25 protein-coding genes and 1 tRNA gene are annotated in these 22,932 nt (G+C 62.7%); 14 read left to right on the top strand and 12 right to left on the bottom strand.

Annotation, left to right across the window (positions count from 1 at the left end):
* Positions 1–80 precede the first annotated feature (80 nt).
* The 5 genes from citE to glmS are packed head-to-tail and all read right to left on the bottom strand — an operon-like array spanning position 81 to position 5,403.
* Complete coding sequence (citE, locus tag BDK88_RS15000; RefSeq protein ID WP_130501147.1) at positions 81–1,124, bottom strand: L-malyl-CoA/beta-methylmalyl-CoA lyase; 1,044 nt, start codon at positions 1,122–1,124, stop codon at positions 81–83.
* A gap of 47 nt (positions 1,125–1,171) precedes the next feature.
* Positions 1,172–2,236: a 2-methylfumaryl-CoA hydratase gene (mch, locus tag BDK88_RS14995; protein WP_130501146.1), complete on the bottom strand. Its 1,065-nt coding sequence runs from the start codon at positions 2,234–2,236 to the stop codon at positions 1,172–1,174.
* A complete protein-coding gene (locus tag BDK88_RS14990) occupies positions 2,229–3,503 on the bottom strand; it encodes a methylaspartate ammonia-lyase (protein WP_130501145.1) in 1,275 nt (424 codons plus the stop codon). Before BDK88_RS14990 ends, mch begins: the two co-directional genes overlap by 8 nt.
* Positions 3,504–3,505: 2 nt before the next feature.
* A complete protein-coding gene (locus tag BDK88_RS14985; RefSeq protein ID WP_130501144.1) occupies positions 3,506–4,939 on the bottom strand; it encodes a methylaspartate mutase subunit E in 1,434 nt (477 codons plus the stop codon).
* A gap of 8 nt (positions 4,940–4,947) precedes the next feature.
* Positions 4,948–5,403 (bottom strand): methylaspartate mutase subunit S, encoded by a 456-nt coding sequence (gene glmS / locus BDK88_RS14980; RefSeq protein WP_092933039.1) that lies wholly within the window; start codon positions 5,401–5,403, stop codon positions 4,948–4,950.
* Positions 5,404–5,566: 163 nt separating this feature from the next.
* Between glmS and mct the strand changes: the two genes are divergently transcribed.
* Together mct and BDK88_RS21820 are read left to right on the top strand one after the other, a co-directional pair.
* The gene (gene mct, locus BDK88_RS14975; protein ID WP_130501143.1) at positions 5,567–6,742 is read left to right on the top strand and encodes a succinyl-CoA:mesaconate CoA-transferase; all 1,176 of its coding nucleotides are present in this window, start codon (positions 5,567–5,569) and stop codon (positions 6,740–6,742) included.
* Positions 6,743–7,069: 327 nt separating this feature from the next.
* The gene (locus BDK88_RS21820) at positions 7,070–7,480 is read left to right on the top strand and encodes a DUF7475 family protein (protein WP_130501142.1); all 411 of its coding nucleotides are present in this window, start codon (positions 7,070–7,072) and stop codon (positions 7,478–7,480) included.
* 222 nt (positions 7,481–7,702) lie between these two features.
* Here the strand turns inward: BDK88_RS21820 and BDK88_RS21275 are convergent, their stop codons facing one another.
* Positions 7,703–7,867 (bottom strand): hypothetical protein, encoded by a 165-nt coding sequence (locus tag BDK88_RS21275; protein ID WP_165396975.1) that lies wholly within the window; start codon positions 7,865–7,867, stop codon positions 7,703–7,705.
* A gap of 421 nt (positions 7,868–8,288) precedes the next feature.
* On the opposite strand from BDK88_RS21275, the gene BDK88_RS14965 reads away from it, so the two are divergent.
* From BDK88_RS14965 to BDK88_RS14940, 6 genes are all read left to right on the top strand, one after another.
* Positions 8,289–8,621 carry a DUF5785 family protein gene (locus tag BDK88_RS14965; protein ID WP_130501141.1) on the top strand — a complete coding sequence of 111 codons (333 nt, stop codon included), beginning with the start codon at positions 8,289–8,291 and terminating at the stop codon, positions 8,619–8,621.
* Between the two features lie 75 nt (positions 8,622–8,696).
* A complete protein-coding gene (locus tag BDK88_RS14960; RefSeq protein ID WP_130501140.1) occupies positions 8,697–9,467 on the top strand; it encodes a GTP cyclohydrolase III in 771 nt (256 codons plus the stop codon).
* A gap of 84 nt (positions 9,468–9,551) precedes the next feature.
* Entirely contained in the window at positions 9,552–10,160 is a 609-nt protein-coding gene (locus BDK88_RS14955; protein WP_130501139.1) for a CBS domain-containing protein, read from the top strand.
* 101 nt (positions 10,161–10,261) lie between these two features.
* On the top strand, positions 10,262–11,485 hold the full coding sequence (locus BDK88_RS14950) for a phosphoglycerate kinase (RefSeq protein ID WP_130501138.1): 1,224 nt from the start codon (positions 10,262–10,264) through the stop codon (positions 11,483–11,485).
* Positions 11,454–11,969, top strand: coding sequence for a GNAT family N-acetyltransferase (locus tag BDK88_RS14945; RefSeq protein ID WP_130501137.1), 516 nt, complete (start codon positions 11,454–11,456; stop codon positions 11,967–11,969). The genes BDK88_RS14950 and BDK88_RS14945 overlap by 32 nt, the downstream gene beginning before the upstream one ends.
* A 12-nt stretch (positions 11,970–11,981) precedes the next feature.
* Positions 11,982–12,055, top strand: a tRNA-Thr gene (locus BDK88_RS14940).
* Positions 12,056–12,133: 78 nt separating this feature from the next.
* On the opposite strand, the gene BDK88_RS14935 is transcribed toward BDK88_RS14940, so the two are convergent.
* Positions 12,134–12,547, bottom strand: a complete 414-nt coding sequence (locus BDK88_RS14935; RefSeq protein WP_130501136.1) for a thiol-disulfide oxidoreductase DCC family protein — start codon at positions 12,545–12,547, stop codon at positions 12,134–12,136.
* Between the two features lie 149 nt (positions 12,548–12,696).
* Here BDK88_RS14935 and BDK88_RS14930 point away from each other — a divergent pair, with 149 nt between their 5' ends.
* On the top strand, positions 12,697–14,262 hold the full coding sequence (locus tag BDK88_RS14930) for an HTTM domain-containing protein (protein WP_130501135.1): 1,566 nt from the start codon (positions 12,697–12,699) through the stop codon (positions 14,260–14,262).
* Positions 14,263–14,299: 37 nt separating this feature from the next.
* Here BDK88_RS14930 and BDK88_RS14925 read toward each other — a convergent pair whose 3' ends face one another.
* Both BDK88_RS14925 and BDK88_RS14920 read right to left on the bottom strand, forming a co-directional pair.
* On the bottom strand, positions 14,300–14,917 hold the full coding sequence (locus tag BDK88_RS14925) for a universal stress protein (protein WP_130501134.1): 618 nt from the start codon (positions 14,915–14,917) through the stop codon (positions 14,300–14,302).
* 61 nt (positions 14,918–14,978) lie between these two features.
* Positions 14,979–15,419: a dCTP deaminase/dUTPase family protein gene (locus tag BDK88_RS14920; protein ID WP_130501133.1), complete on the bottom strand. Its 441-nt coding sequence runs from the start codon at positions 15,417–15,419 to the stop codon at positions 14,979–14,981.
* Positions 15,420–15,583: 164 nt separating this feature from the next.
* On the opposite strand from BDK88_RS14920, the gene BDK88_RS14915 reads away from it, so the two are divergent.
* Positions 15,584–16,252, top strand: coding sequence for an O-methyltransferase (locus BDK88_RS14915; RefSeq protein WP_130501132.1), 669 nt, complete (start codon positions 15,584–15,586; stop codon positions 16,250–16,252).
* Here BDK88_RS14915 and BDK88_RS14910 read toward each other — a convergent pair.
* Positions 16,237–16,686 carry a hypothetical protein gene (locus tag BDK88_RS14910; protein WP_130501382.1) on the bottom strand — a complete coding sequence of 150 codons (450 nt, stop codon included), beginning with the start codon at positions 16,684–16,686 and terminating at the stop codon, positions 16,237–16,239. The genes BDK88_RS14915 and BDK88_RS14910 overlap by 16 nt on opposite strands.
* 294 nt (positions 16,687–16,980) lie before the next feature.
* On the opposite strand from BDK88_RS14910, the gene BDK88_RS14905 reads away from it, so the two are divergent.
* The 4 genes from BDK88_RS14905 to BDK88_RS14890 all read left to right on the top strand — a co-directional run bounded on the left by BDK88_RS14905 (position 16,981) and on the right by BDK88_RS14890 (position 19,975).
* Positions 16,981–17,751: a creatininase family protein gene (locus BDK88_RS14905; protein WP_130501131.1), complete on the top strand. Its 771-nt coding sequence runs from the start codon at positions 16,981–16,983 to the stop codon at positions 17,749–17,751.
* Positions 17,752–17,813: 62 nt separating this feature from the next.
* Complete coding sequence (gene nikR / locus BDK88_RS14900) at positions 17,814–18,239, top strand: nickel-responsive transcriptional regulator NikR (protein WP_130501130.1); 426 nt, start codon at positions 17,814–17,816, stop codon at positions 18,237–18,239.
* A gap of 131 nt (positions 18,240–18,370) precedes the next feature.
* Positions 18,371–18,748 (top strand): cupin domain-containing protein, encoded by a 378-nt coding sequence (locus BDK88_RS14895; protein ID WP_092933011.1) that lies wholly within the window; start codon positions 18,371–18,373, stop codon positions 18,746–18,748.
* Between the two features lie 75 nt (positions 18,749–18,823).
* The gene (locus BDK88_RS14890) at positions 18,824–19,975 is read left to right on the top strand and encodes an acyl-CoA dehydrogenase family protein (RefSeq protein WP_130501129.1); all 1,152 of its coding nucleotides are present in this window, start codon (positions 18,824–18,826) and stop codon (positions 19,973–19,975) included.
* Between the two features lie 135 nt (positions 19,976–20,110).
* Here the strand turns inward: BDK88_RS14890 and BDK88_RS14885 are convergent, their stop codons facing one another.
* A complete protein-coding gene (locus BDK88_RS14885; protein ID WP_130501128.1) occupies positions 20,111–20,683 on the bottom strand; it encodes a HalX domain-containing protein in 573 nt (190 codons plus the stop codon).
* 183 nt (positions 20,684–20,866) lie between these two features.
* Complete coding sequence (locus BDK88_RS14880) at positions 20,867–22,855, bottom strand: 3-hydroxyacyl-CoA dehydrogenase/enoyl-CoA hydratase family protein (RefSeq protein WP_130501127.1); 1,989 nt, start codon at positions 22,853–22,855, stop codon at positions 20,867–20,869.
* Positions 22,856–22,932 lie beyond the last annotated feature (77 nt).

The raw sequence follows: 22,932 nt of genomic DNA, 5'->3' as shown, positions 1-22,932 counted from the left end.
ACAGACGCGTCTCCGCATCACACCGACTGTAAAAAAACGAAACCGCGAGTGAAATCGCAATCAGCCGCCGATTGTGCGCGTTACGTGTACGACAGCTCGAGGTCGCGAGCGCGCTCGAGCAGGTCTTCGTCGTAGTATTCTTCGGTCTGTGCGGGGCGGGTCTCGTCGATCGCACGGACCTGCTGGACCGTGTTGCGGAAGACCTTGAACGTCGCTTCGTCGACCATCTGGCCGTCGAGCGTGACCGCGCCGGTGCCCTCGGCCTTGGCCTCGTTGAAGCGTTCGATCTTGCTCACGTCACGCTCGAGTTCCTCGGGCGTGGGCATGTGGACGGTGTTTGCCTGAATCGTCTGCTTTGGGTACAGCGACCAGGAGCCGTCGAGGCCGAGGTGGGCTTCGTGTTCGACCTGGTCGGCGTAGGCGTCGGCGTTGTAGTAGGTCAGGCCGGCGCGCTCTTTGAACAGGTCGTCGAAGGGACCACCGATACAGAGCAGGTCAGCAGCGCTGGCTTCGTTCGAGAGGCGCTCGAGGAGACCGTCCCAGCGCGGGCGGCCGTCACCGAGGTCACGCGCGCCGAGTTCGGCCGCGTAGTCAACGGGGCCGAAGACGAGTGCGGTCAGCCGAGAGTCTGCACCGAACTTGGCGATGTCGCGCAGATCCGAGCGAGCACGGCCGGTTTCGACGATGACCGAGAGCTTGATCGAGCCGTCCTCGTACCCGTGTTCGGACTCGGCTTCGGCGACAGCCTCGGCGGCGCGCTTGACGTCTTCGACGCGGCCGACCTTCGGCACGACGACGCCGTCGATGTGGTCGCCGATCTCGCTCACGAGCTGGTCGATCTGTTCGCGACCGCGGTCACGGAACGAGGCGTCCTCGTAGCTCCATTCGACGCGGGGCCAGATCTCGCCGGGGAAGTCGTAGTCCGGGATGAGGTCGATCGTGTTCTCGAGGCCCTCGTCTTTCATGTTCGGCGCGGTGCCGTCTTCCATGTCGGGGACGAGCCAGTCGGGAGCCTGGAAGCCCTCGGCCTCAAGGCCCGAGCGCAGGTACTTCGCGGAGTCGTCTTTTGGAACGGCGGCCGGTGCAGTCTGGAACGTACGGCAGAGTCGAATGTCGTCAGTCATGATTTGAATTGGTAGTCGTCTGCGGTCGTTTGTAACGATCGATCGTGTTAGTTAGAACGCTTTCGAATCTCCGCGGTTCGCGTTCCCGAGTAGACAGGTTCGTCGTCCTGGTTGAACGCGATGTGTTCGAAGGTGACGGTACCGGCTTTGTCGCTCGAGGCGTCGTCTTCGGCCTCGAGGACGCGCGTAAAGGCGTAGACGGTGTCGCCGACGGCGACGAATGTGTGGAACGATTCGTCGTCGAAGCCGACTTCGCGCCAGGTCTGCTCGTCCGAGCGAGCGTGACCGAGCGCCGTCGAGCGGGTCACGTCACCGTAGGTGACGATGTCACCGGAGGGAGAGTCGGACATCACGTCGACGTTGTGGTGTTGTTTGGCCGTGTTGAGCGTCGCCAGCGGCAGGGAGGCGACGGTCACGTCGTCCTGCGTGCGACCGCGTTCGTGGCGGTAGGCGACGGCAGCGTTTTGGTCGTCGGCTTCCTCGAGCGCCGCAACGAAGTCCTCGAAGTAGCCGCCTTCGGGGGCGATGAACTCGTCGGGGAGGTCGGGTCCGTCGTCTTCCTCCTCGGCAGCGGCGGCTCCACTCCCGTCGGTCGCAACGGGCTCGCGACGCGGGATCATGTTGGTGCGCTCGTAGGAACACAGCACCTCGCCGGTTTCGGCGTCTTTCCCGCGGGTGCGCCACGAAACGATGCCGTACTCGGGTCGGGAACTCGAGGTAGCGCGGTTGACGACCTCGCTTTCGACGTGGAGTTCGGTGCCCGTATAGACCGGCGTGCCAGGGAAGCGAACGTCGGTGCGACCGAGAAAGTACCCACCCTTCTCACTCAGGTCTTCGACGGTGATGCCAAGCGTCGCGGCGGTCAGATAGTCGGGGTGGACCGGCGGCTCCTCGAAGCCCCGTGCTTCGGCGGCGTCGGTGCGCCAGTAGGCAGGATCGTGGTTGAGCGTCTGGCCCATCCACTGTTCGTTGCCGAACTGGGTGAGCGTCAGGCCGGGATCGTGCTCGATGATGTCCCCCTCTTCGAAGTCCTCGAAGCAGTTCCCCTTCTCTTTGGTTTCGACTTGCTCGAGTGCCTGTGCGAACGTATCGGGATCTGTCCAATCAGTCATCTGCAGTCACCTCGTCAGTCTGTTGTGGCTGGTTGCGTGCTCGTCGCGCGATCGTTCGTCGCATCTCGTTTTCGACGATCATGTACCCCTCGTCGAAGCCCATGCCGGGCTTTGCGAGCACCTGCGCGGCGTTGGTCGCGAGTGCGACGTGAGCGCAGGCACGCGCGGAGGTTTCCGTCTCGTTGCAGGTCCCACCGAGGTAGGCCCGCGTGTCGGTGCCCTCACAGTAGCGAACCGCCTGTCCGCTGCGGTGGATGCCACCGAGGTCGGGCGTCTTCACCTGCACGAGGTCGGCCGCGCCAGCGTCGACGAACGCCTGCACGTCCTCGAAGGTGTTACACCACTCGTCGGCGACGATGTCGACGTCGACATCGGCCTCGGCAAGCCCTTCGCGGAGCTCGACCATCGCCGCGATCTGGTCTTCGCGGTTGCCGACGTCCATCGGCCCCTCGATCTGAATCGGGTACGGTGCGGCGGCTTCCTCGAGCGCGGCGAAGTAGTCCACCACTTCGTCGCGGTCGTACGGCGCGCCGAAGATCTCGCCGATCATTCCGTAGACGTCGATGTGGAAGCGCGGATCGTAGTCCTTGGGACCGAGCTCCTGCGAGCGCTCGACGAGCCACTCGACGTACTCGAGTAAGGTCTCGCCGTTCTCGCCGATCTTCTCGACGCTATTGATGAGCGCGTGGGGCAGGACCGGCACACCCTTGATGAACATCTTCTCGGTGTTGGTATAGCGGTCGTCGCCGGACTGGCCGAAGACGGGGACCGGCTCCGTCGCGGGTTCGGTACCCAGCGCGTCGGCCATGACGTCCGTCTTCGTCGTGTTCTCGGCTTCGGCTGCCGCGCCGAGTAGCGCCTGTGAGACGCCGTAGCGGATCGCCGTGTGCAGGCGGTCGCCGTCGACTTCCATTTCCTCGAGCAACTCGGCGTTGTCGAGGAAGTCGGTGGCGTCACGGCCCTCGAGTTCGTCGGCAACGGGACCCTCGATGACGGGGGCGTACTCCTCGGCTTTAAAGAGCGGGTCACGCCCGCCGGCACCGGAGTACTGGACCGCGGCACAGTCGCCGCGGGCGACGGTCCCGTCTGCGAGTTCGACGTCGACGACGATCGACTCGCCGGCCTGGCGAATCTCGTCGAAGCCGTCGGTGACCGGTTCACCCTCGTAGGTGAAGCCGTCGTGTTCTGCTCCCTGCTTGATCGCGCGCTGGTCGTCGAAGAAGAACCCGGAGTAGCCGGGCGTGGCGTAAATTCCTGTAATTTCCATTGTTAGACGTCCCCCTGTGGGCGGCCGATGAGCTTTCCGTCACTAATCGCGTCGACGTCGTCCGCGACCATCCGGAACGACTGGTCGCGGCCCTCGGTCGTGGCGCGTTGCGAGAGTCGAGCCTTGTGAATCTCCTTGATATCGTCGTCCATCGCGAGGTCGGCCCACTCGAAGATGCGGACGCGACCGTCGTCGTCCCGCGCTGGGAGGACAGCCCCCTTCGCGCTGTCACTGGGTGCAAACGGCACGTCGAGCGCACCGGAGTCGAAGGCCTTGAGCGTGCCCTGAACGACGTCGCCGTCGCCGTGTTCGAAGATCGTATCCATCAGACAGCGGGTCTCGCGCTCGATGAGATCCTGTTCCTCCGCGATGCCGTCGATGTCGATCTTCTGTTCGATGGCCATGTCGATGACCTGACGCGTCGTGCGCAGGCCCGAGGCGTTTGCCTCCTTGGTCGGAACCCCCTGGAACTCCTGGGGCGACTTGGTGATGACCTTGTCCGGCTGAGCGATGGCAGCGGTCATGCCGCCGAGGCTGATGACGCCGTTGGCACGGGCCTCGTCCGGCGGGAACCCGCCCATCCACTCGTGGAAGACAGTGGTGACGACGACATCATCGGGCAGGTACTCGTTGCCGAGCTTCTTGAGCGCGTTCAGGGCGGCGACGTCTTGGACGACGTTGCCGACCTGTCCGTAGCCCAGCGTGAGCGACCGCACGCCCTGGGTCGCGGCCAGCTTGCCCTCGACCAGCATGATCGCGATCGCGATCGATGGCGGCACCAGCGTGCCGGTCAGTGGGCCGAACGGCTCGCGGTTGATCCGAATGCCGCGTTCGGTGTAGGCACCGGCCAGCCGGTCGACGAACTGCCAGCGCTTGATCGTCTCCTCGAGGCCGTGGCGTTTGGTGTACGGAATGTTGTAGGAGATCGGGCCACCCTCGAAGCTCTGGAAGCCGCCGGCGAAGGTGATCGCCGCCAGCAGCCGGGCGTCCGGCGTGCCGTGACGGACCTCGATCGGCGCGTCGATCGCGTCGATCAGTTTCCGGCAGCCCTCGACACCGTGGTTGACGGCCGGGAAGCCGTTCAGGGTGTCGTCGCCGGTCTCGCGGGCCTTCTCTAAGCCCTGCTGGGCCTTTTCGTACTCGTTGTCACGCGTGTACGAGTCGATGGTGGTCGGCAGCAGATCGGCCTGCCCCTCCTGGTGGAGATACTCCAGCAGTTCGATCTGGTCGTCGAGCCGAGGCACACCGGCTCGTGGCTGGAGCAGCGGTTTGTCCGCCGACTCGAGCACGTCGGCGAATCGCTTGTGTTCGGGCAGCGATTCGTGGTACTCGATCGCTTCTTCGAAGTCGACATCGGCTCCCGTCGGCCAGTTCGACCGGATCTCTTCGTCGATACGCTGTAGCTCGTCGGATGGTATGCGTTCGTCTCGTATCATCTAGACATCTAAGAACTAATAGTTGCGCGTTCCGACTCGGTCGGAGTGATCTCGAGGTCTTCACGCAGCGCAGCGATCGCGTCTTCGGGGTCGGTTTCAGAGTCGAAGACGCGATCGAAGCCGAGCTCCCGGAACGTCTTCCGAGTTTGCTCGAAGTCGTCCTGTCCGACAGCGAGGTTGCCGCCGATGTAGCTGACGGCGTCGACACCCGCCGCTTCGAGGACGTCATGGAATCCCTGGCAGTCCTGCTCGGCGTGGCCGTAGAGCGAGGAGACCAGTACAGCCTGTGCGTCGTGGGCTACCGCGGCTTCGGCGAACTCCTCTTGGGAGGTTTGGACGCCGAGGTTCACGACATCGAAGCCGGCTGCACTGAAGGCTTGCTCTAAGATTGTGATGCCAACGACGTGGGCATCGGAGCCAATCACGCCGAGGACGACCGTTTGGGACATCGTATGCAGAACCATGAGGAACGTGGGTATAAACTTAATGATCTTCCATGATAATATTCTTTAAACATCCTATGAGTGTCCAAATGGTGAGTGTTCCCACTAACCGCGGTACAGCGGACCAACTTCATGATCGATGGTAAGGGTTTTGGGGATGGTTTCGTAAGGAAGGCGTACAGATATGGGAGCACTTTCCAACCTTCGCGTGCTAGATCTGACCCAGGTGCTGGCTGGGCCGTACTGCACGATGTTACTCGCGGACCTCGGTGCGGACGTCGTCAAGATCGAGCGGCCGGGCGGTGATATGATCCGGTCGAACCCGCCGTTCGTCGACGATCCCGAGGAGGAAGCCTACGGTGGCTACTTCCAGAGTGTTAACCGCGGCAAGAAGAGCATCGAGCTGAACTTCCGCGAGGAAGAAGACCGCGAAGATTTCCTCTCGCTCGTCGAGGAAGCCGACATCGTCGTCGAGAACTACCGCTCGGGCACGATGGAGAAGTACGGGCTGGGCTACGAAACGCTCACAGAGTACAACGAGGACATCATCTACTCCTCGATCCGTGGCTTTGGCGACCCGCGCACGGGCGAAACTGACCGACAGGGCCAACCCTCCTTCGACCTCATCGCGCAGGCACTCGGTGGCGTCATGGAGACCACCGGCCAGCCCGACGGCCCGCCGACGAAGACCGGCCCCGGCGTCGGCGACCTCTTTACCGCCACGCTGAACTGTATCGGCATTCTGGCTGCGGTCAACCACCGCGAACAGACCGGTGAGGGCCAGTACGTCGACACCGGCATGTACGACTCGATGATCAGCTTCACCGAGCGCGCCATCTACCAGCAGTCCTACACCGGCGACGCCCCCACCCGCCGGGGCAACTCCCACCCGACGCTGTTCCCCTACAACGCCTTCGAGACCGACGACGGCTACGCCGTCATCGCCGCGTTCAACAACAACCACTGGGCGGAACTGTGCGACGTGATGGACCGCGAAGATCTCGCCGAGGACTACCCCACGACGCCCGAGCGTCTCGAGCACCGCGACGCGCTGCGCGAGGAAATCGCCGAGTGGACCCGCGCACAGACCAACGACGAGCTCGTCGACAAACTCGAGGGGCGTGTGCCAGCCGCGCCGGTCCAGACCACCGAGGAGATCTTCGACGACCCGCACGTCCACACGCGGGACATGCTCGTGCCGGTCGAACAGCCCGGTGCCGACACGGACGTCGAAATCGCGGGCAACCCGATCAAGATGACCGAGACGAACCCCAAGCCCCGTGGTCGTGCGCCGCTGCTCGACGAACACCGCGAGGAAGTGCTGGGTGAGAAAGCGGACACAGAAACGGCCGACGACTAGTAACTGGTTGGGCCTGCGTCTCGCCACACCGAGAAAGGCTCGCGGGTGTGTCGTCGGTGATGATACCCGGTGGGACGATGCCCCGTTGGTTTGCCGTCGTTTTCTCCTGTTTCGTGTCGAATCAGCTCGCCGAGTGTGCGTTTATCGGTCGAATACACAGTCATGGAACACACACTCTGTAACAATACTGCCGGTATTTATCCGAAAGCGTTCGTCCTGTCCACCAATACCGCCGATAGAATGAAATCCGTATAGAAGATAGCTATCGTTCCCACAATATTGGAATCGAAGTACGACCCATCAAGTGCTGGCCTCATAAGTCGGACAATGTCTGCGCAATCAACGACGACAGGACGGACCGACTCGCTGATCAGTACCCCATCGAACCCGGTTGGGTATCTGGTCATACTCGCAGCCGTCGTGACCGGAATCCTTCATCTGGTACTCGCCCCCCGGGCCATGGGATTCAATCAGATGATGGGAATCCTGTTCATCTTGAACGGGCTTGGCTTCCTTGGTGGCGTCGTCCTCTATCTGACTCCCTACTGGAACCAGACGCTCTATCTCGTCGCGGCGGCCTATTCGATCGCCACGATCATCGCCCTGTTCGTCTTCCAAGGGTTCAGCATCGACGCGTTCTACATGCAAGGGAGTCTTAACCCGATGGCCGTCATCACGAAAGTCACCGAAGCAATCGTCGCCATCGGTGCGGTGTATCTGTACTCGACCGAGTCGTAAGACGAGACTGACACACGGGACTGGCTGATATTTGTTGTCCCCATTTCTGGTAACGCACCACGTTGTGACCAGCAAGAGTGTGCAGAGTGGGCATTCGGACCCTGATTCCGAGCCGACCGACTGGAGTCGGCTGTCAACGAGATGGTGCTGTGTCACAGTGATCGGTTCGACTTCCATCTCCGATCGGCCGGCTGATCGACAGGGCTCGAGCCCTCGAGCCGATCAGTCCCAGAGGTCTGCAAGCAGATCCGGCGGGACCGAACAGCCACAGGGACTGACTGAACCGGTGTAGGGACCGGTGGCCGCCGAGAACGCGACCGGCTTGCCACAACGGGGACAGTCGGGCAGCGCCGAGCTGTCGCCGCTTGCGGTCTGCTCGCTATCCATCGCGACCTCCGGTCTGTCGCGACTGGGTCGATCCTGCTTCCATCCTGCGATTCTGCCGTCGTGCGGGCTGTTTATATCCCGGTAGAAGCAACGCAATCATGGCAACTGAATCTCGGCGTGGGATTTGGAAGCCACATCTCGGGTGGTACCAGCACCCGGGACATTTCGATACGCCCCTGATTCTCGAGTTCGACTTCCGTACTAACTGTTGACCTATTGTAACTTATATCTACGGTTATCGACGTGAAAATGACACACTCGAGCCCACGCGATGCCAGCCGATACCGACGGGAAACGGCGTCGGGGATGGCATCGATGGCGGCATCCGGTTCGAACTGGCCGCGCTCGAGCGTGTCCACCACCGACGAGATGACAGCGCCAAGGAGTAATCCTTTTGCGGGTCCCCTGCACACGTCCGGGTATGAGCAACGATTGGCCAGTCGATCCCGACGGAGAGGAAGGCAGCGAGGGGATGCGCAAGTTCGACATGCGGGTCATCGCGGACAAAGTCGACGAGCAGGAGGACTTCCCGCTCGACCGCGACGAGTTCGTCGGCGAGTACGGCGACTACCCGATCCGGGTCAACCACGAGACGATCGTCGCGATGAGCGAGATTTTCGATTACATCGACGACGACGTGACCGAGTTCGAGACGATCCTCGACATGCACAAAGCCGTCGGCAAGGCCATGCGCGCCGGCAATTTCTGGAAGTACCACCCGCAGGGCAAAGACCCCGAAAAGGTTCCTGCATAACGCCGTTTCTCGTATCGCATCACGGAACTGGATTGCGTATCACTTATACGACGCCGTTCGAAAGAATTGCCTACAGTGACTAACACGCAGGTAACGCTCGTCCAGATCGACAACTACGGGCCGTGGACGGTGACCCCTGAACCGCGCCGGGAGGCCGACCTCCAGACTATGCAGTCCCGGCTGTACGCGGACATCTCCCAGTTCGTCGGCAACCGCGGCGGCTACACCTTTTTCACTCGCTTCGACAACATGATCGCCGTCACGAACGGCCTCGATCTTGAGGATCACGCGCTCTTACAGGAGTCGGTCGGCAATCGCTATCCCGTGACGCTCAGTCTCGGCGTCGCGACCGGCACGAACCCCGTCCAAGCGCTGGCCGACGCGACTGCACGCCTCCAGGAGGCCGGCAGCGCACAGGACAAACACCGCCGTGAGTGTCTCGAGGGGCGGGTCATCGACGAGCCATACCGGGCCGACGACGACATCCAGATCGCTCACTTCGACGTGATCAACGCCACCGGCAACTACACGGACGAGCTCAACGCCTTCGATACCTTCATCGAAATCGAGCAGGGGTATGCCGAACTCATGCGTCACATGCGGTATGCCCACGACAGTCTCTCGTTTTTCGTCGGCGGCGACAACGTCATTGTCGTCTGTCCCGACCTCGAGGCCGCTGACTACGAGGAGGCCCTTGCCCACGTCGAGGAGGCCGTCGACGTCGAGATGCAGGTCGGCGTCGGCCGCGGCAAAAGTGCCCACGAGGCTGGCTTCGCCGCGAAACACGCCCTCGAGACGTGTCGGGCAGACGGGACCCGGGTCGAACTCGAGTGGCAGACGGCCTGAGAACCGGAATTACCGAACTTCGGTGCCGTGTTGCTTAAGTGTGCCGGAGGTAGCTTTTAGCCCGTTCGTGCGAATTATTCGCATATGGAATCGGAACTGTCCGTCAGAGACGTGCTGACGACCGACTACGTCGGCGTCAGTGAGTCCGACACCGTCCTCGATGTCGTGGGGCTCATGCGCGACGAGCAGACGAGTTGCGCGCTAGTCGTTCGCGGTCCGGAGCCGGTCGGCATCGTGACCGAGTGGGACGTCCTCGAGTTCGTCGCGGACGAGCACGATCCAGCCGAACAAACCGTCGAAGACGCGATGACGACGCCAGTCATTACGGTGGGACTCGACCGATCGCTCACCGACGTTGCGACGACGATGGCTCGCCAGAACATCCGCAACGTCGTCGTCGAGGGCGACGACGGGGTCGCCGGGGTCGTCACCCAGCGCGACGTCATCGCCGCCGCGAGTTCGTTCCAGGCGACGATGACGCCCCCGCGCTCGAGCCAGCCGCCGATCGACCGCGACCGGCAGTCGGCTGCACCTGCTGCGACGTCGCCGACCGCGGAGGGCGAAACCCAGTTGCTCCCCAACGGTGGCGACGAGTACACCACCCAGGGTGTCTGCGAGGTCTGTGGCTCGCTCGCAGAGTCGCTGTGGGACGCCAACGGGCAGCTGGTCTGTGCGGACTGTCGATCGGTGTGAGGCTGGCGGCGCTCCGATCGTGTCGTGTGTAGTGCCAGCATATATCGCCCCAATCTCTCCGATAGAAAGACCTTTCGGTGGCCGCGGTGGAGGGGTCGATAATGATCGCGACCCTCGACGACCTGGACGTCGAAGGGACTACCGTCGGTGTTCGCGTCGACGTCAATAGTCCGATCGACGACGATGGCACGCTCGCAGACGACGCTCGACTGCGCGCTCACGTCGATACGCTCTCGGAACTCGTCGCACGTGGCGGTCGGGTCGCCGTTCTCGCCCATCAGGGTCGACCCGGCGGCGACGAGTTCGTCACGCTCGAGCCCCACGCCGATCGCCTCTCGGAACTGCTCGGCCAGCCCGTCGACTACGTGGATGCAACGTTTACTGACGCCGCTCGCGAGGCCGTCAGGAACCTCGACGATGGCGACTGTATTGTCCTCGAGAACACCCGTTTCTACAGCGAGGAGTACATGGAATTCGAGCCCGAACGGGCCGCCCAGACACACCTCGTGCAGGGTCTCGAGCCAGTCCTCGACGCTTACGTCAACGACGCCTTCGCCGCGGCCCACCGTTCACAACCCTCGTTGGTCGGCCTCCCGACCGTTCTCCCGGGCTATGCCGGCCGCGTCATGGAGTCCGAACTCGACGTGCTCGGGTCGATCGAGGAAACTCCCGAACCCCGCGTCTACGTCCTCGGCGGGGCGAAAGTCCCCGATTCGATCGATGTCGCCTGGTCCATCCTCGAGAAGGGACTGGCCGATCACGTTCTCACTGCGGGCGTCGTCGGCAACGTCTTCCTCATCGCCGACGGCGTCGATCTGGGCGACGCCAGTTCGGATTTCATCTACGACCAGGGCTACTGGGACGAGATCGACCGCGCCGCCGATCTACTCGATGCCTACGGCGATCGAATCGCGCTTCCACGCGACGTCGCGGTCGCCCGCGACGGCGACCGCCACGAACTCGGCATTAACGCCTTACCGCCAGGCGACGGCGAGGCCGCCATGGACATCGGCTCGTCGACGCTCGAGTACTACAAGCGCATCCTCGCGGACGCGGAGACGGTGATCCTCAACGGCCCTGCCGGCGTCTTCGAGGACGAGTGCTTCGAGACGGGAACCAGACAGCTGTTCGGTGCCGCCACGGAACGGCCCATGAGTATCGTCGGCGGCGGCGACACCGCCTCCGCACTGCGGCAACTCGGCGTCGAGGGCTTTTCCCACGTCAGCACCGGCGGCGGCGCTGCCCTCCGGATGCTCACCGCCGAACCGCTGCCCGCCGTGACCGCACTCGAGAATGCCCCCGAACAACCCGCAGCCGACGATTGAGCCCGCTACGCGGGACGACCTCGAGACGGTCACCGACCTGTGGGTGCGCCTCGCGCGCGATCAGCGCCAGCATGACTCAGCTGTCCGTGCCGACCCGAACCGCGAGACAATTCGCGAGACGCTCGCGGCCTATCAGGTCGCCGACGGCCTCCTCGTTGCCCGGCTCGCGGGTGAGATCGTCGGCTTCGCCTCGGTCACGATCGAACGCGGCTCCCTCGAACTCGACAGCACCCGCGGCCTGCTCTCGAATATCTACGTCGAACCAGCCTTCCGCGACCGCGGGATCGGGGCTGCGTTGCTCACAGCCGCCGAGGAGGCAGCCGCCGAGCGCGGTGCCGACGAGGTGTTGCTCGAAGTGATGGCCGACAACGAAGCCGCCCGTCGCTTTTATCAGCGCGAGGGGTACGACGAGTTCCGGGTGACGATGTCACGGTCGCTCGAAAACCGGGACGAAAACGATACACATTCAAAGGAGGACGGCTAATCAACAGCCAGCGCCAGGGGAGCATGGGCGGTTCATGCACTCGACTTGTAATCGAGACTTCCGGGGTTCAAATCCCCGCCCTGGCTTTTCTTCGCGCGGACGGTTGGTACCCAAACTCGAGACCGTCGGAACACCACTGTCAGAACGGCGAAATCGGCCCAGACTTACTCGAGAACCCGGGATCGAACGTCACCAGTTGACATCAGACACGGGTCTTGCTGCTCGAACCACCGATAGCGACCGGCGACGAAGTCATACGCACGGTCGCGAACTGGTCGCGGAAGGTATCGGAACGATGGCGCGTGCGCAGATCCCCCGCCCAAGTGCGCGGCGATCCGTGCCACAGCACCTGACTTGCCGTAGCAGTCATCGCCTTCGATCAGCACGATCGACTCGAGGGTGTCCGTCGGGAGGTCGTGTGCCTCGAGCAGTTCTTGGCCGATGTCGGACTGGAGGGATGCGAACTGGATCTTTCCGTCCGTATCTCGGGGCAGGATAAACTGGAGGAAGCCGTTACAGCGGTTACAGACCCCATCGAAGAGGACGATCGGTTTCTCGTCCGGGATCTCGGGACTCATCGACCGGCGTCCTGTCCGGAGTGATTGTCGTTCAGGGTTCCAATCGCCACCCAGCAGCGCGAAGACGGCTGGGTAGTTCAAAAATGTGTTTCACTATACACCAAGCTTATGCTGGTCTGCTCGGGATACCCGGATATCTAGTTCAGACGATGCAAGAACGACACACCTCTACTGATGGACGCCACCGTCTTTCGGCTGTCGCTGATCGGCTCTCGGCCGGGATCGCGAACCGGTTTGCGATCGATACGCGAGCGCTAGCCGCGTTCCGGATCGCGCTCGGCCTCCTGTTGCTTACTGATCTCGCACTCCGCTCGCGGGACCTCGAAGCGTTTTACACAGACGCTGGCGTTCTCCCACGAGCGGCCCTGTTCTCGGACTATTCGAACGTCTACTCACTACACGCAATGTCGGGTGAGCCGTGGGCGATTGGGCTGTTGTTCGTCGTCGCCGCCGTCTTCGCCGTCGCGATGACTATTGGGTACCGAACCCGGCTGGCAACGGTCTGCTCGTGGCTATTGCTACTCTCACTGCACGCCCGGAACCCGATGGTCCTCAACGGTGGGGACACGTTTCTTCGGATCTTGCTGTTCTGGGCGATGTTCTTGCCGTTGGGCAAGCGGTGGGCCGTCGATGCTCGCCGTACTGACGAGCCTCGAGCAACCGTCTCGAACGTGGCGACGATGGCGCTGTTGCTTCAGGTCACGTCCATGTACGTCGTGAACGCGATCCACAAGAGTCGGGGTGAGATGTGGTTCAACGGCGAGGCGGTCGTCTACGTCTTCAGCCTGGATTATAAATTCACGTTTTTGCTCGGCGATGTCCTCGCTGAGTATCCCGAGTTGCTGCGTATGATGACATACCTGTGGACTGGGCTACTGCTCAGTTCGCCGTTATTACTCTTGCTCACCGGCCGTCCGCGAGCGGTGCTTGCAACGGCGTTTGCCGGCATGCACCTCGGAATGCTCGTGACGATGCGGATTGGGATTTTCCCGCTGGTCGTCGTCACGGCGCTCGTCCCGTTTTACCCGCCGTTCGTCTGGGACGGTCTGGTCGTGCTGGCTACCCGCGCCGGCCTCGCAAGACCGCTGTGCGCCGCGATGTCTCGACTCCGTGCTACTCTTCCCAGGGGGCCGACGATCAGCGGTCTCCCGACCACTCTGCCAGCGCCACAGCGACTTCTCACCGCTGGGGTCGCTCACGGGCGCACGCTGTTTTCGACGGTGCTTCCCTGGCTCTTTCTCGTCCTCGTGATCCTCTCGAATGCGCAAGCGGTCGGCTACACCCAGGTTCCCGAACCCGGTGAAGAAGCACTTGAGGCGACCGAAACCGATCAAAACTGGCAGATGTTTGCACCAGAACCACTCGGAACCGATGGCTGGTTCATCGCACCAGCCGAACTCGAGAACGGCTCCGAGATCGATGCGCTCCATCGGTCCGAGGTCAGCTGGGACCCACCATCGAGCCACGAGGACGTGTATCCAACCTCTCGTTGGCGGAAGTACCTCGCGAACGTCTGGGGAGGCGACAACGAAAACCACCGGTCGTATCTGGCGAACCACCTCTGTGAACGTTGGAACGGCAATCACGAGACCGACATTGAGCAGGTCGACCTCTACTACATGGCACAGCCTTCGGAACCGTACAATGAAACCGAACCAGTAGACAGCACCAAGCTACAGGAATACCGCTGCGACGGCGAGTTCATCCAGGACTGAGCCCGCTCGAAGCGTTCGCTGCAGTCTGCTATAGACGCTACTGCTTCGGTCCTTTCGCGACTCGAGCCTCGCTCGTCACGGCGTCGACGTGGACGTGGAGCGGCCCTGATCCCGTCTCGAGGGGGACGATCCAGGAAGCGCTGGTTCGGTGTGGATCATCGCTGACAGTGATGTCGTCGTACCCCTCCGCATCGGCGGCTTTACGCGCGATTCGGGCGGCCTCGTCGGCATCTTCGATCCGAATCTCGTCGTTCAGACGGACGGTGACGACTGGAATGTCGGCCATCCGGACGATCCGTTCGGTGACGCTGCCAACGAGCACTCGGTCGAGGCCGGTTCGACCCTGTGTTCCCATGACGATCATGTCGATGTCATGGTCGTCGGCATACGCGATGATTTCCTCGTGTGGGACGCCCTGTTCGACCGCCGTCACGACGTCGACGCCTTCACGCGTCGCTTCGACCTCGACGCGCTCGACTGCTCGCTCCGCAGCGGGGTGTCCCTCGTCGGACTGGAGCGTCCCCAGTGGTCCCTCGGGGACAACCGACAGCGCGTGGATCGTCGCGTCGAATCGCTCCGCGAGTGTGAGTCCGTGCGTGAGCGACTGACGGGTCCCGTCACTCCCGTCCGTCGGAACGAGGATGTGCTGATACATCACTACCGCGGGGCTAGGGAGCCAGACGGTAAATACACTGTTGGACGGCGATATTCGGCGGCTAACCGTCACCGAACGCTGTAATCGTCGATACCCGCGCGTTTTCCTTGAGCCGGAGGCCGCCGTCGGCGACAGAAAGCGGCATCAACGGCAGATGATCGCGCACCAGCATCGAGGGATGTGAGCCGCCACGGGCCAGCAGTTCGTTGCGCGGCTGAAGCTGTGCTGCGTTCTCGAGGCCGGTCAGGAACTCGTTGTGCTGGATCACGTACTGGCCGCCCTCGAGGTGCCACCAGCCGTACTCGTCGTCGGGTGCTTCGAGTTCGGTCGGCACCGGCTCGAGGTTGGCGTCTGCGAGTTCGTCGCCGCCGAAGTCGATGCTGCCGGGGGCGGCGACCTCGTAGACAGCGGCGACCGTCAGGTCGATGCCGTGCTCGTGGACCTGTACGGGTTCGTACACCAGATTATCGACGTACTCAGCGAGGGTGTGATCAGCAGACATGTCGGTCGAAAGGATGGTTCCGAGTGGCAAAAAGGATACTGTCGCTCGCGTGGGTGCGAGCGCCGGGCAGGCTGGCAAACAGTGTGGCGGCCCGCCGGATAGTCCGTGCCGGAGCCGCTCAGCGATGGCCGACAGTATTTGTGTTCGCGACCGTATGCCCTCGTATGACCGACGTTCTTACCGACGACATCGCCCGCTTCGTGCGTGCGGTCGGTCCGGACCCCGACGAGACGCTGCTCGAGATGGACGAGTACGCCACCGCGGAGGGGTTTCCCCACGTTGGCCCCGAGGTCGGCGCGTTTCTCCGGTTCGTCGCCCGATTGAACGGCGCTGAACGGATCTTCGAGTTCGGCTCGGGGTATGGCTACTCCGCCTACTGGTTCGCGGATGCCCTCCCAGACGACGGCGAGATCGTCCTCACCGAAGTCGACGAAGACGAACTCGAGCTCGCCCGCGAGTACATGGCTGCGGGTGGCTACGACGGGATCGCACGATACGAACACGGTGACGCGATGGCGACGATCGACCGCTACGATGGGCCGTTCGACGTCGTCCTGATCGATCACGAAAAGGATCGGTACGCGGACGCGTTCGAGGCTGTCCGCTCGAAGATCCCTGTCGGCGGCGTCGTCATCGCCGACAACGCGATCACGGCCGGCATCATCGACTTCGACGACCTCCTCGCGTGGGCCGAGGACAGCCCGGTGGACGAGACGAACGACCACACGCAAGGAATCATCGACTACCTCGAGACGGTCCGTGCCGACCCGGCCTTCGAGACGGGAGTGCTCCCGCTTGGCGAAGGAATCGCGGTGAGTTACCGCGTCGAGTAATCGGAGGTCTCGCCGTCGATGACCTGTTCGTCAGCCGGGGCCGGCGAGCCGTACTCGCGGAAGCCGAGAAAGAGCGTCGCGCCGGCGGCTGCAAGCAGCGTTGCCCACGTGATTGCAGTGAGGGCGACGACCGTCACCGCAGCGGGCCCCGGCACGGCGGCACCGACCGTCTCGAGGCCGACAGCGTGCGTGCTGGCGACTCCGAGAAACGACAGCCACAGGCCAAGCGCCGTCTGCGCGAGCGTACGCCGTGTGACCGACTGGGCATAGCGAGCGACGCCGTAGACGCCGATGATGGCGAGCGCGGTCGCTCCGAGCGTTAATTCGACCCCGTCGACGGCGGCGTTCGCGACGCCGGTGATGGCGAAACAGGTGAGCGAGGCGGCGAGCAGGGTTCGATCCGAATCGGGTAGTGTCGGAATCACGTCGTGCACCGCTTTGCCGGGTTGAGTCGGTGCCGGAATATATAGCTGTTGGCTGACTACACTCATACGAGTCGACCACGCACGAGAGATCAGACCGGCAGTGGACAGCGTCGGGTCGCTGCCGTGTTTTCCGACGGCAGCCCATCAGTAGCACTGTTCTACGTGTGACTCCTTCGTGGCCGACCAGACCGACCAGCGATCGTCTCGATGTCGCGTTGGCACGCGTTCTCGTCTCCGGACGGTGGACATTCGTGTGCCGGGGTTTCCCACTACGCTATTGATGATCCACACGAGAGAGTACGTATGTACCTCGCCGACGAAGCATGGCCGGACCTCGAGACCTACTTCGACTCGGAATCGCTCGCGCTTGTGCCACTCGGCTCGACGGAACAGCACGGCCCGCACTTGCCGGAGGCGACCGACCACCTGATCGCGGAGGCGTTAGCTCGGGAAGCCGCCGACCGGACCGGCTATCTCTGTACGCCGACGATCAACGTCGGCGTCAGCGGCCATCATCGACAGTTCCACGGAACGATGTGGGTCGAGCCGCCGGCGTTTCGCCAGTACATGGAGTCGCTGACGCGGAATCTGACCGCCCACGGGATCGACCGCGTGATCTACGTCAACGCCCACGGCGGCAACGTCCAGCATCTCCGGGAAGTCGGTGCCCGTCTTCGGCAAGCGGAAGTCGCCTACGCGATCGAATGGATGTGGGACGAGTCGATTCCGGAACTGGTCGACGATCTCTTCGCTCAGAACGGACCACACGGCGGGCCGAAAGAGACGGCGATGATCAAGTACCTCGAGCCGGAGCTGGTCCACGACGAGCGTCTCGAGGAGGCCCGGGATACCGGTATCCCAACCGTTGAGGATGCCGGAACGGTCAAACACGGCTCGCGAACGTACTACGACGCGATCGACAACAGCGACAACGGCGTGTTCGGCGACCAAACGGACGCGACGGCCGAAAAAGGCGCTCAGCTGTTCGAGGCAGCCAGCGACCAGCTCGTACAGCTCTGTGAGTGGCTTGCAGAACAGGCGTTCGATGATCTGCTCCCTGCAGATCACGTGTAGGCCGATCGTCGGCTCGAGTTGTGATGATAATCCTTAATAGTTCATAGCGGTTGGTTTATTATATGGCAGTCGTCAGCGTCTCGATGCCGGACGAACTCTTGGAGCGACTCGATCAGTTCGCCGACGAGCACGGCTACACCGGCCGGAGCGAAGTCGTCAGGGAAGCCTCGCGGAACCTGCTGGGCGAGTTCGAGGACACCCGACTCGAGGAACGCGATCTGATGGGCATCGTTACGGTCTTGTTCGATTACGAAACGACGAAGGTCGAAGAACGGATGATGCACCTGCGTCACGAACACGAAGACCTCGTCGCGTCGAATTTCCACAGCCACGTCGGCGATCACTACTGCATGGAACTGTTCGTTCTCGAAGGTGAACTCGAGGATATTTCGACGTTCGTCGGGAAGATCCGGGCGACCAAAGACGCGCTGACCGTCGACTACTCGGTCATCCCGGTCGACAGCTTCGATCCGATCGCACAGGACTAGCGCCGCGCAATGAACGCGTATACTGTTGGCCACCAGCCCGTGAACACCTGATCCCGACTCGAGTGCGATCTGTGTGTGAGCCGTGGTGGCCAACAGTATAGTTTTACTGTCACCCCCGCGAATGAGGAAATATGACATACCGGAAGGTCAACTACGAGGACGTCGAGCAGGTCTCGAGTGCGATGCATTTTCTCAGCGATCCACTCGAGACCGAGCAGGTCGGGGTAACGATCGCTCGCTGTGATCCGGACTGGAAGAGCAAACCCCACGATCACACGGCCAACGACCACGAAGAAGTCTACGTGCTTATCGAGGGGGAGGCGACGGTCGTCGTCGACGACGAGCCGGTCGACATGGAGGCTGGCGACGCACTCTGGATCCCGCCCGAATCGACGCGCCAGATCCGCAACGGTGACGACGAGAGCGCGTTCGTGCTCGTCAGCGCCCCGAGTATCGTGGACGAGGAAGGTGACGACAACGAGTGGTTGCTGTCCGGATTCGCCGGCTAGCGCTCCCGACGGTCCCCAGTACGAATTGCACTGTTCGCCCTTGGTTATTTTCACCATGGGGGCGTTCAACATGGCATGGACCTACTCGACGAGCAGCTCGTTCCGGACCACGCACGCGAGATCAAAGCCGAAGCCCGCGCGTTCGCACGCGACCACATCGAACCGAACGCCCGGGAGTACTTCCAGGCCGGCGAGTATCCCGAGGAGATCCTCGAGGCGGGGCGGGACGCCGGTCTCGTGGCACAGGACATTCCCGAGGAGTGGGGCGGGCGCGGATTCGATCTCGCGCAGTTGCTCGCACTCACGGAGGAGTTCTACCGGGCCGACGCGGGAATCGCGCTGACGTTACAGTTGGCGAGTTTCGGCTGTGAGATCACCGCCGAGCACGGCACTGACGAGCAATGCGAGACGTACCTTCGACCGGTCGCGGAGGGTGAACAGCGCTCCGGACTTGCGGTCTCGGAGCCCGACACCGGGAGTGATCTCGCAGGGATGCAGACCCGGGCTGAACGGGACGGCGACGAGTACGTCATCAACGGCGAGAAGTACTGGGTCGGCAACGGCGTCGAAGCAGACTGGATTACCGTCTATGCCCGTACCGGCGATGATGAGGACAATCCCTACGGGAACCACTCGCTGTTCATCGTCCCGACCGACACGGATGGTTACGACGCCGAGCACATTCCCGAAAAGATGGCGATGCGTGCCTCCAAGCAGGCCCACATCGAGTTCGACGACTGCCGGATTCCCGCAGCGAACCTGATCGGCGCGGAGGGGGCCGGCTTCATGCTGCTCGCGGACTTTTTCAATCACGGCCGCATCGCCGTCGCCGGCCACGGTCTCGGTCTCGCTGCGGCCGCCATCGAGGAAGCCTGGGAGTTTACTCGCGACCGCGAGGAGTTCGGCCGGACGATCAGCGACTTCCAGTCGGTCCAGCACGGCCTCGCGGAGATGCTCCTCGAGTTCGAGAGCGCCCGGACGCTCACATGGCGTGCCTGCGAGCACGTCGCAAACCGGGACCGCGCGGGCTACTGGGCAGCAATGGCGAAGACGAAAGCGACCGAAACAGCCGTCGACATCGCCGAGCAGGCTATGCAGTTCCACGGCGGGCGATCCATCCTGGACGAACGCCGGATCGCCCGCGTCTACCGCGACGCGCGGGTCCCGGTCATCTACGAGGGCGCAAACGAAATCCAGCGCAATCTGATCTATCGGCAGGCACCTTGATGTCTGTCCGTCCGCGGCCATAGCGAAGCCGTCTTCGTCCGCTCCGATCACCGACGTCGCTACCGGAAGAGAGAGCAGCAGGCACCGCAGCAGAACGCGAGGATGGAGGGGCCCGTTCGAGTTCGAAATTGACGGCTATTCATCGGACGGCAGGTCCTGAAACGCACCGACGAACTCGTCGTGTGTGGTCATCTCGGCGACCGTTTCGTCGACGCGCGCCTCGAGTTCGTCGACGCGGTCACGGAGGTCTTGGTACTCCTCGTTGGTCGCGAGTTCGCGGTCGGTTTTCTCCGCCTCCAGCAGCGCTTTCTTCGACACGAGTGCGTAGTACTCCTGAATATCCGCCTCGTACTCCGAGCGGGCGACGACGTCGTCGACCATCTCGAGGAGGTCGTCCTTTGCGACCGGCTTGACGAGGTAGTCGTCGAAGCCCAACTCGATGATATCGAAGTCCGGGTCGACCGCCGTTACCATGACGACCCGCGAATCGTATCCCTGCTCGCGGATTCGCTCGAGGACGTCGTCGCCGGAGAGTCCTGGCATCCGCCGGTCGAGCAGGACGACCTCGACGGAGTCGGTCATCGCTGCGAGCGCTTCCTCGCCATCGTAGGCCGTCTCGACCGTCCAGTCGCTCTGGAGCCAGGCAGCAAACAGGTCGGCGAGCCGGGCCTCATCGTCGACGACGAGCACCTCGATCCCGTCAGTCATGAAGTAACCCCTCCGTTCTCATCATCGGTTACAGCCACGCGTCACCAATGGTACCTCTGGGTGATAAATCTCGCGACCATTTCACTGCCGAGCGGACAGTCCGACCGCTTCCTCGATAGCCACGCTGATCTACGGCGGGTGTCACCGGTGTTGGTCGACTCGCAGCCGGCAGCGAGGCCGAGATTATCGTCCTTCGAACTCGGGTTCGTCGTCACCGAAGAAGGCGTTGATGCCCTCGTGAACGTCCTCGGAGTTGACGACGTGGCCAAAGCCCAGCGATTCGATCTCGAGTCCGGCTTCGTGGTTGTCCCAGCCTTTGTGCATCGCCCGTTTCGTATAGCGCATCGCAAGTGGCGGGCCACCGGCAAGTTTCTCGGCGTAGTCGTGTGCGGCCGTCTCGAACTCGTCGGGTTCGACGACCTCGTTGACAAAGCCGAACTCGGCCATTTCCTCGGCAGGGAACCGCTCTGCGGTGAAGATGATTTCCTTTGCACGGCCCATGCCGACGATGCGCTGCAGACGCTGGGTGCCACCCCAGCCCGGGAGCAAGCCGAGATCGAACTCGGGTTGCCCGAACTCCGAGCGCGTGGTCGCGAGCCGGATGTCGGCACACATCGCGAGCTCCATTCCGCCGCCGAGACAGTAGCCGTCGATGGCGGCGACGACCGGCAACTCGAGTTCCTCGAGGCGGCCAAACGTCTCCTGGCCGTCCTTCGAGAGTTCGATCGCCTCGTAGGGGTCGGCACCGCTGCCGGCGATACTCATGAAGTCTGCACCCGCGGAGAACGCCTTCGAGCCGGCCCCTGTCAGCAGGAGTGCGCGAACGCTGTCGTCGTCATCGACACGGTCGAGTGCGGTTCCGAGTTCCTCGACGAGCGTGATGCTGATGGAGTTCATCTGCTGGGGCCGGTCGAGTTCGATCTGTGCAACCCCGTCTCTGGGGTAGGTCAGCCCGATCGTCTCGAACTCCGGCATTCCGTCCGTTTCGCCCGCGCTTGCGTCGTCGTAGAAGCCACCTTCTTCGGCGACGGTGGCGAGATAGTCGAACGGCTCGTACCGGGGATGGTCTGTTTCCGCGTAGGCGTCCTCGAGTGCGTCGGCGAGCGCGTCGACGCCGTACTCGTCGGCGAACTTCGCGGGTCCGTTCGGCCAGCGGCCGCCGAGTTTGACCGCGGTGTCGATCTCTGTGGGCGATGCGACGTCATCACCGACGAGGTAGGCGACTTCGTTCGCGACCACGGCGAGCAGGCGCTCCTTGACGGTCTCGCTGAACAGCTCCTCGTCCATCGAGATGTCCGCACCGTCGCCGTCCTCGTAGTCGTAGAAGCCTTTCCCGGACTTCTGGCCGAACTCCTCGCTTTCGACCTTGGATTCCAGCAGCGGGCACGGCTCGTAGCGCTCGCCCGCGACCTCGTGCATGTACTCGAGGACGTGGTAGCCGACGTCGATGCCGACGTAGTCCGCGAGTTCGAAACTTCCCATCGGCAGCCCGATATCGAATTTCGTCGTCGCGTCGACCTCCTCGATCGTGGCGATGTCGTCCTCGACGAGCCACGCGGCCTCGTTCATCAGCGGAACGAGGATGCGGTTGGCGATGAATCCGGGGACGTCCTTGCGGACGCGTACCGGCGTCTTTCCGAGGTCGTCTGCGAAGTCCTCGACGACATCGAGCGTCTCGTCTGCGGTGTGTGCCCCGGAGATGACCTCGACGAGGTCCATCCGGATCGGCGGGTTGAAAAAGTGCATCCCACAGAACCGTTCGGGCCGGTCGGTAACCTCCGAGAGATCCGTAATCGAGAGACTCGAGGTATTGGTCGCGAAGATCGCCCGGTCAGGAGCGACCGCCTCGAGGTCGGTGTAGACCTCTTTTTTGATCTCCATCTGTTCGGGGACGGCCTCGATGACGACGTCGGCATCGGCGACAGCTTCCTCCATGTCGACCAGCGGCGTGACGCGTTCTAAGGCTGCGTCGGCCGCTTCGTCGGTGAGTTGGTCGTTTTCGGCGAACTTGCCCAGCGACCACTCGATCTGCTCGTAGCCGTTCTGGACGAACTCGTCTTTGATATCGCGCATCCGTACGTCGTAGCCCGCGATGGCGGCGACCTCCGCGATGCCGTGACCCATGTTGCCTGCTCCCAGAACTGCGATGGTGTTGATATCCTCGAGCTCCATGATCAGTAGTCCTATGTGAAGTCGTTTCAACGTTTCCCCCGTCAGAATTAGAAACTCTTATTCAGTTTACTTCGGGT

Source organism: Natrinema hispanicum (assembly GCF_004217335.1).
Lineage (GTDB): Archaea > Halobacteriota > Halobacteria > Halobacteriales > Natrialbaceae > Natrinema > Natrinema hispanicum.
The sequence above is the reverse complement of the archived record's forward strand: the minus strand, read 5'-3'. Positions and strand labels throughout refer to the sequence as shown.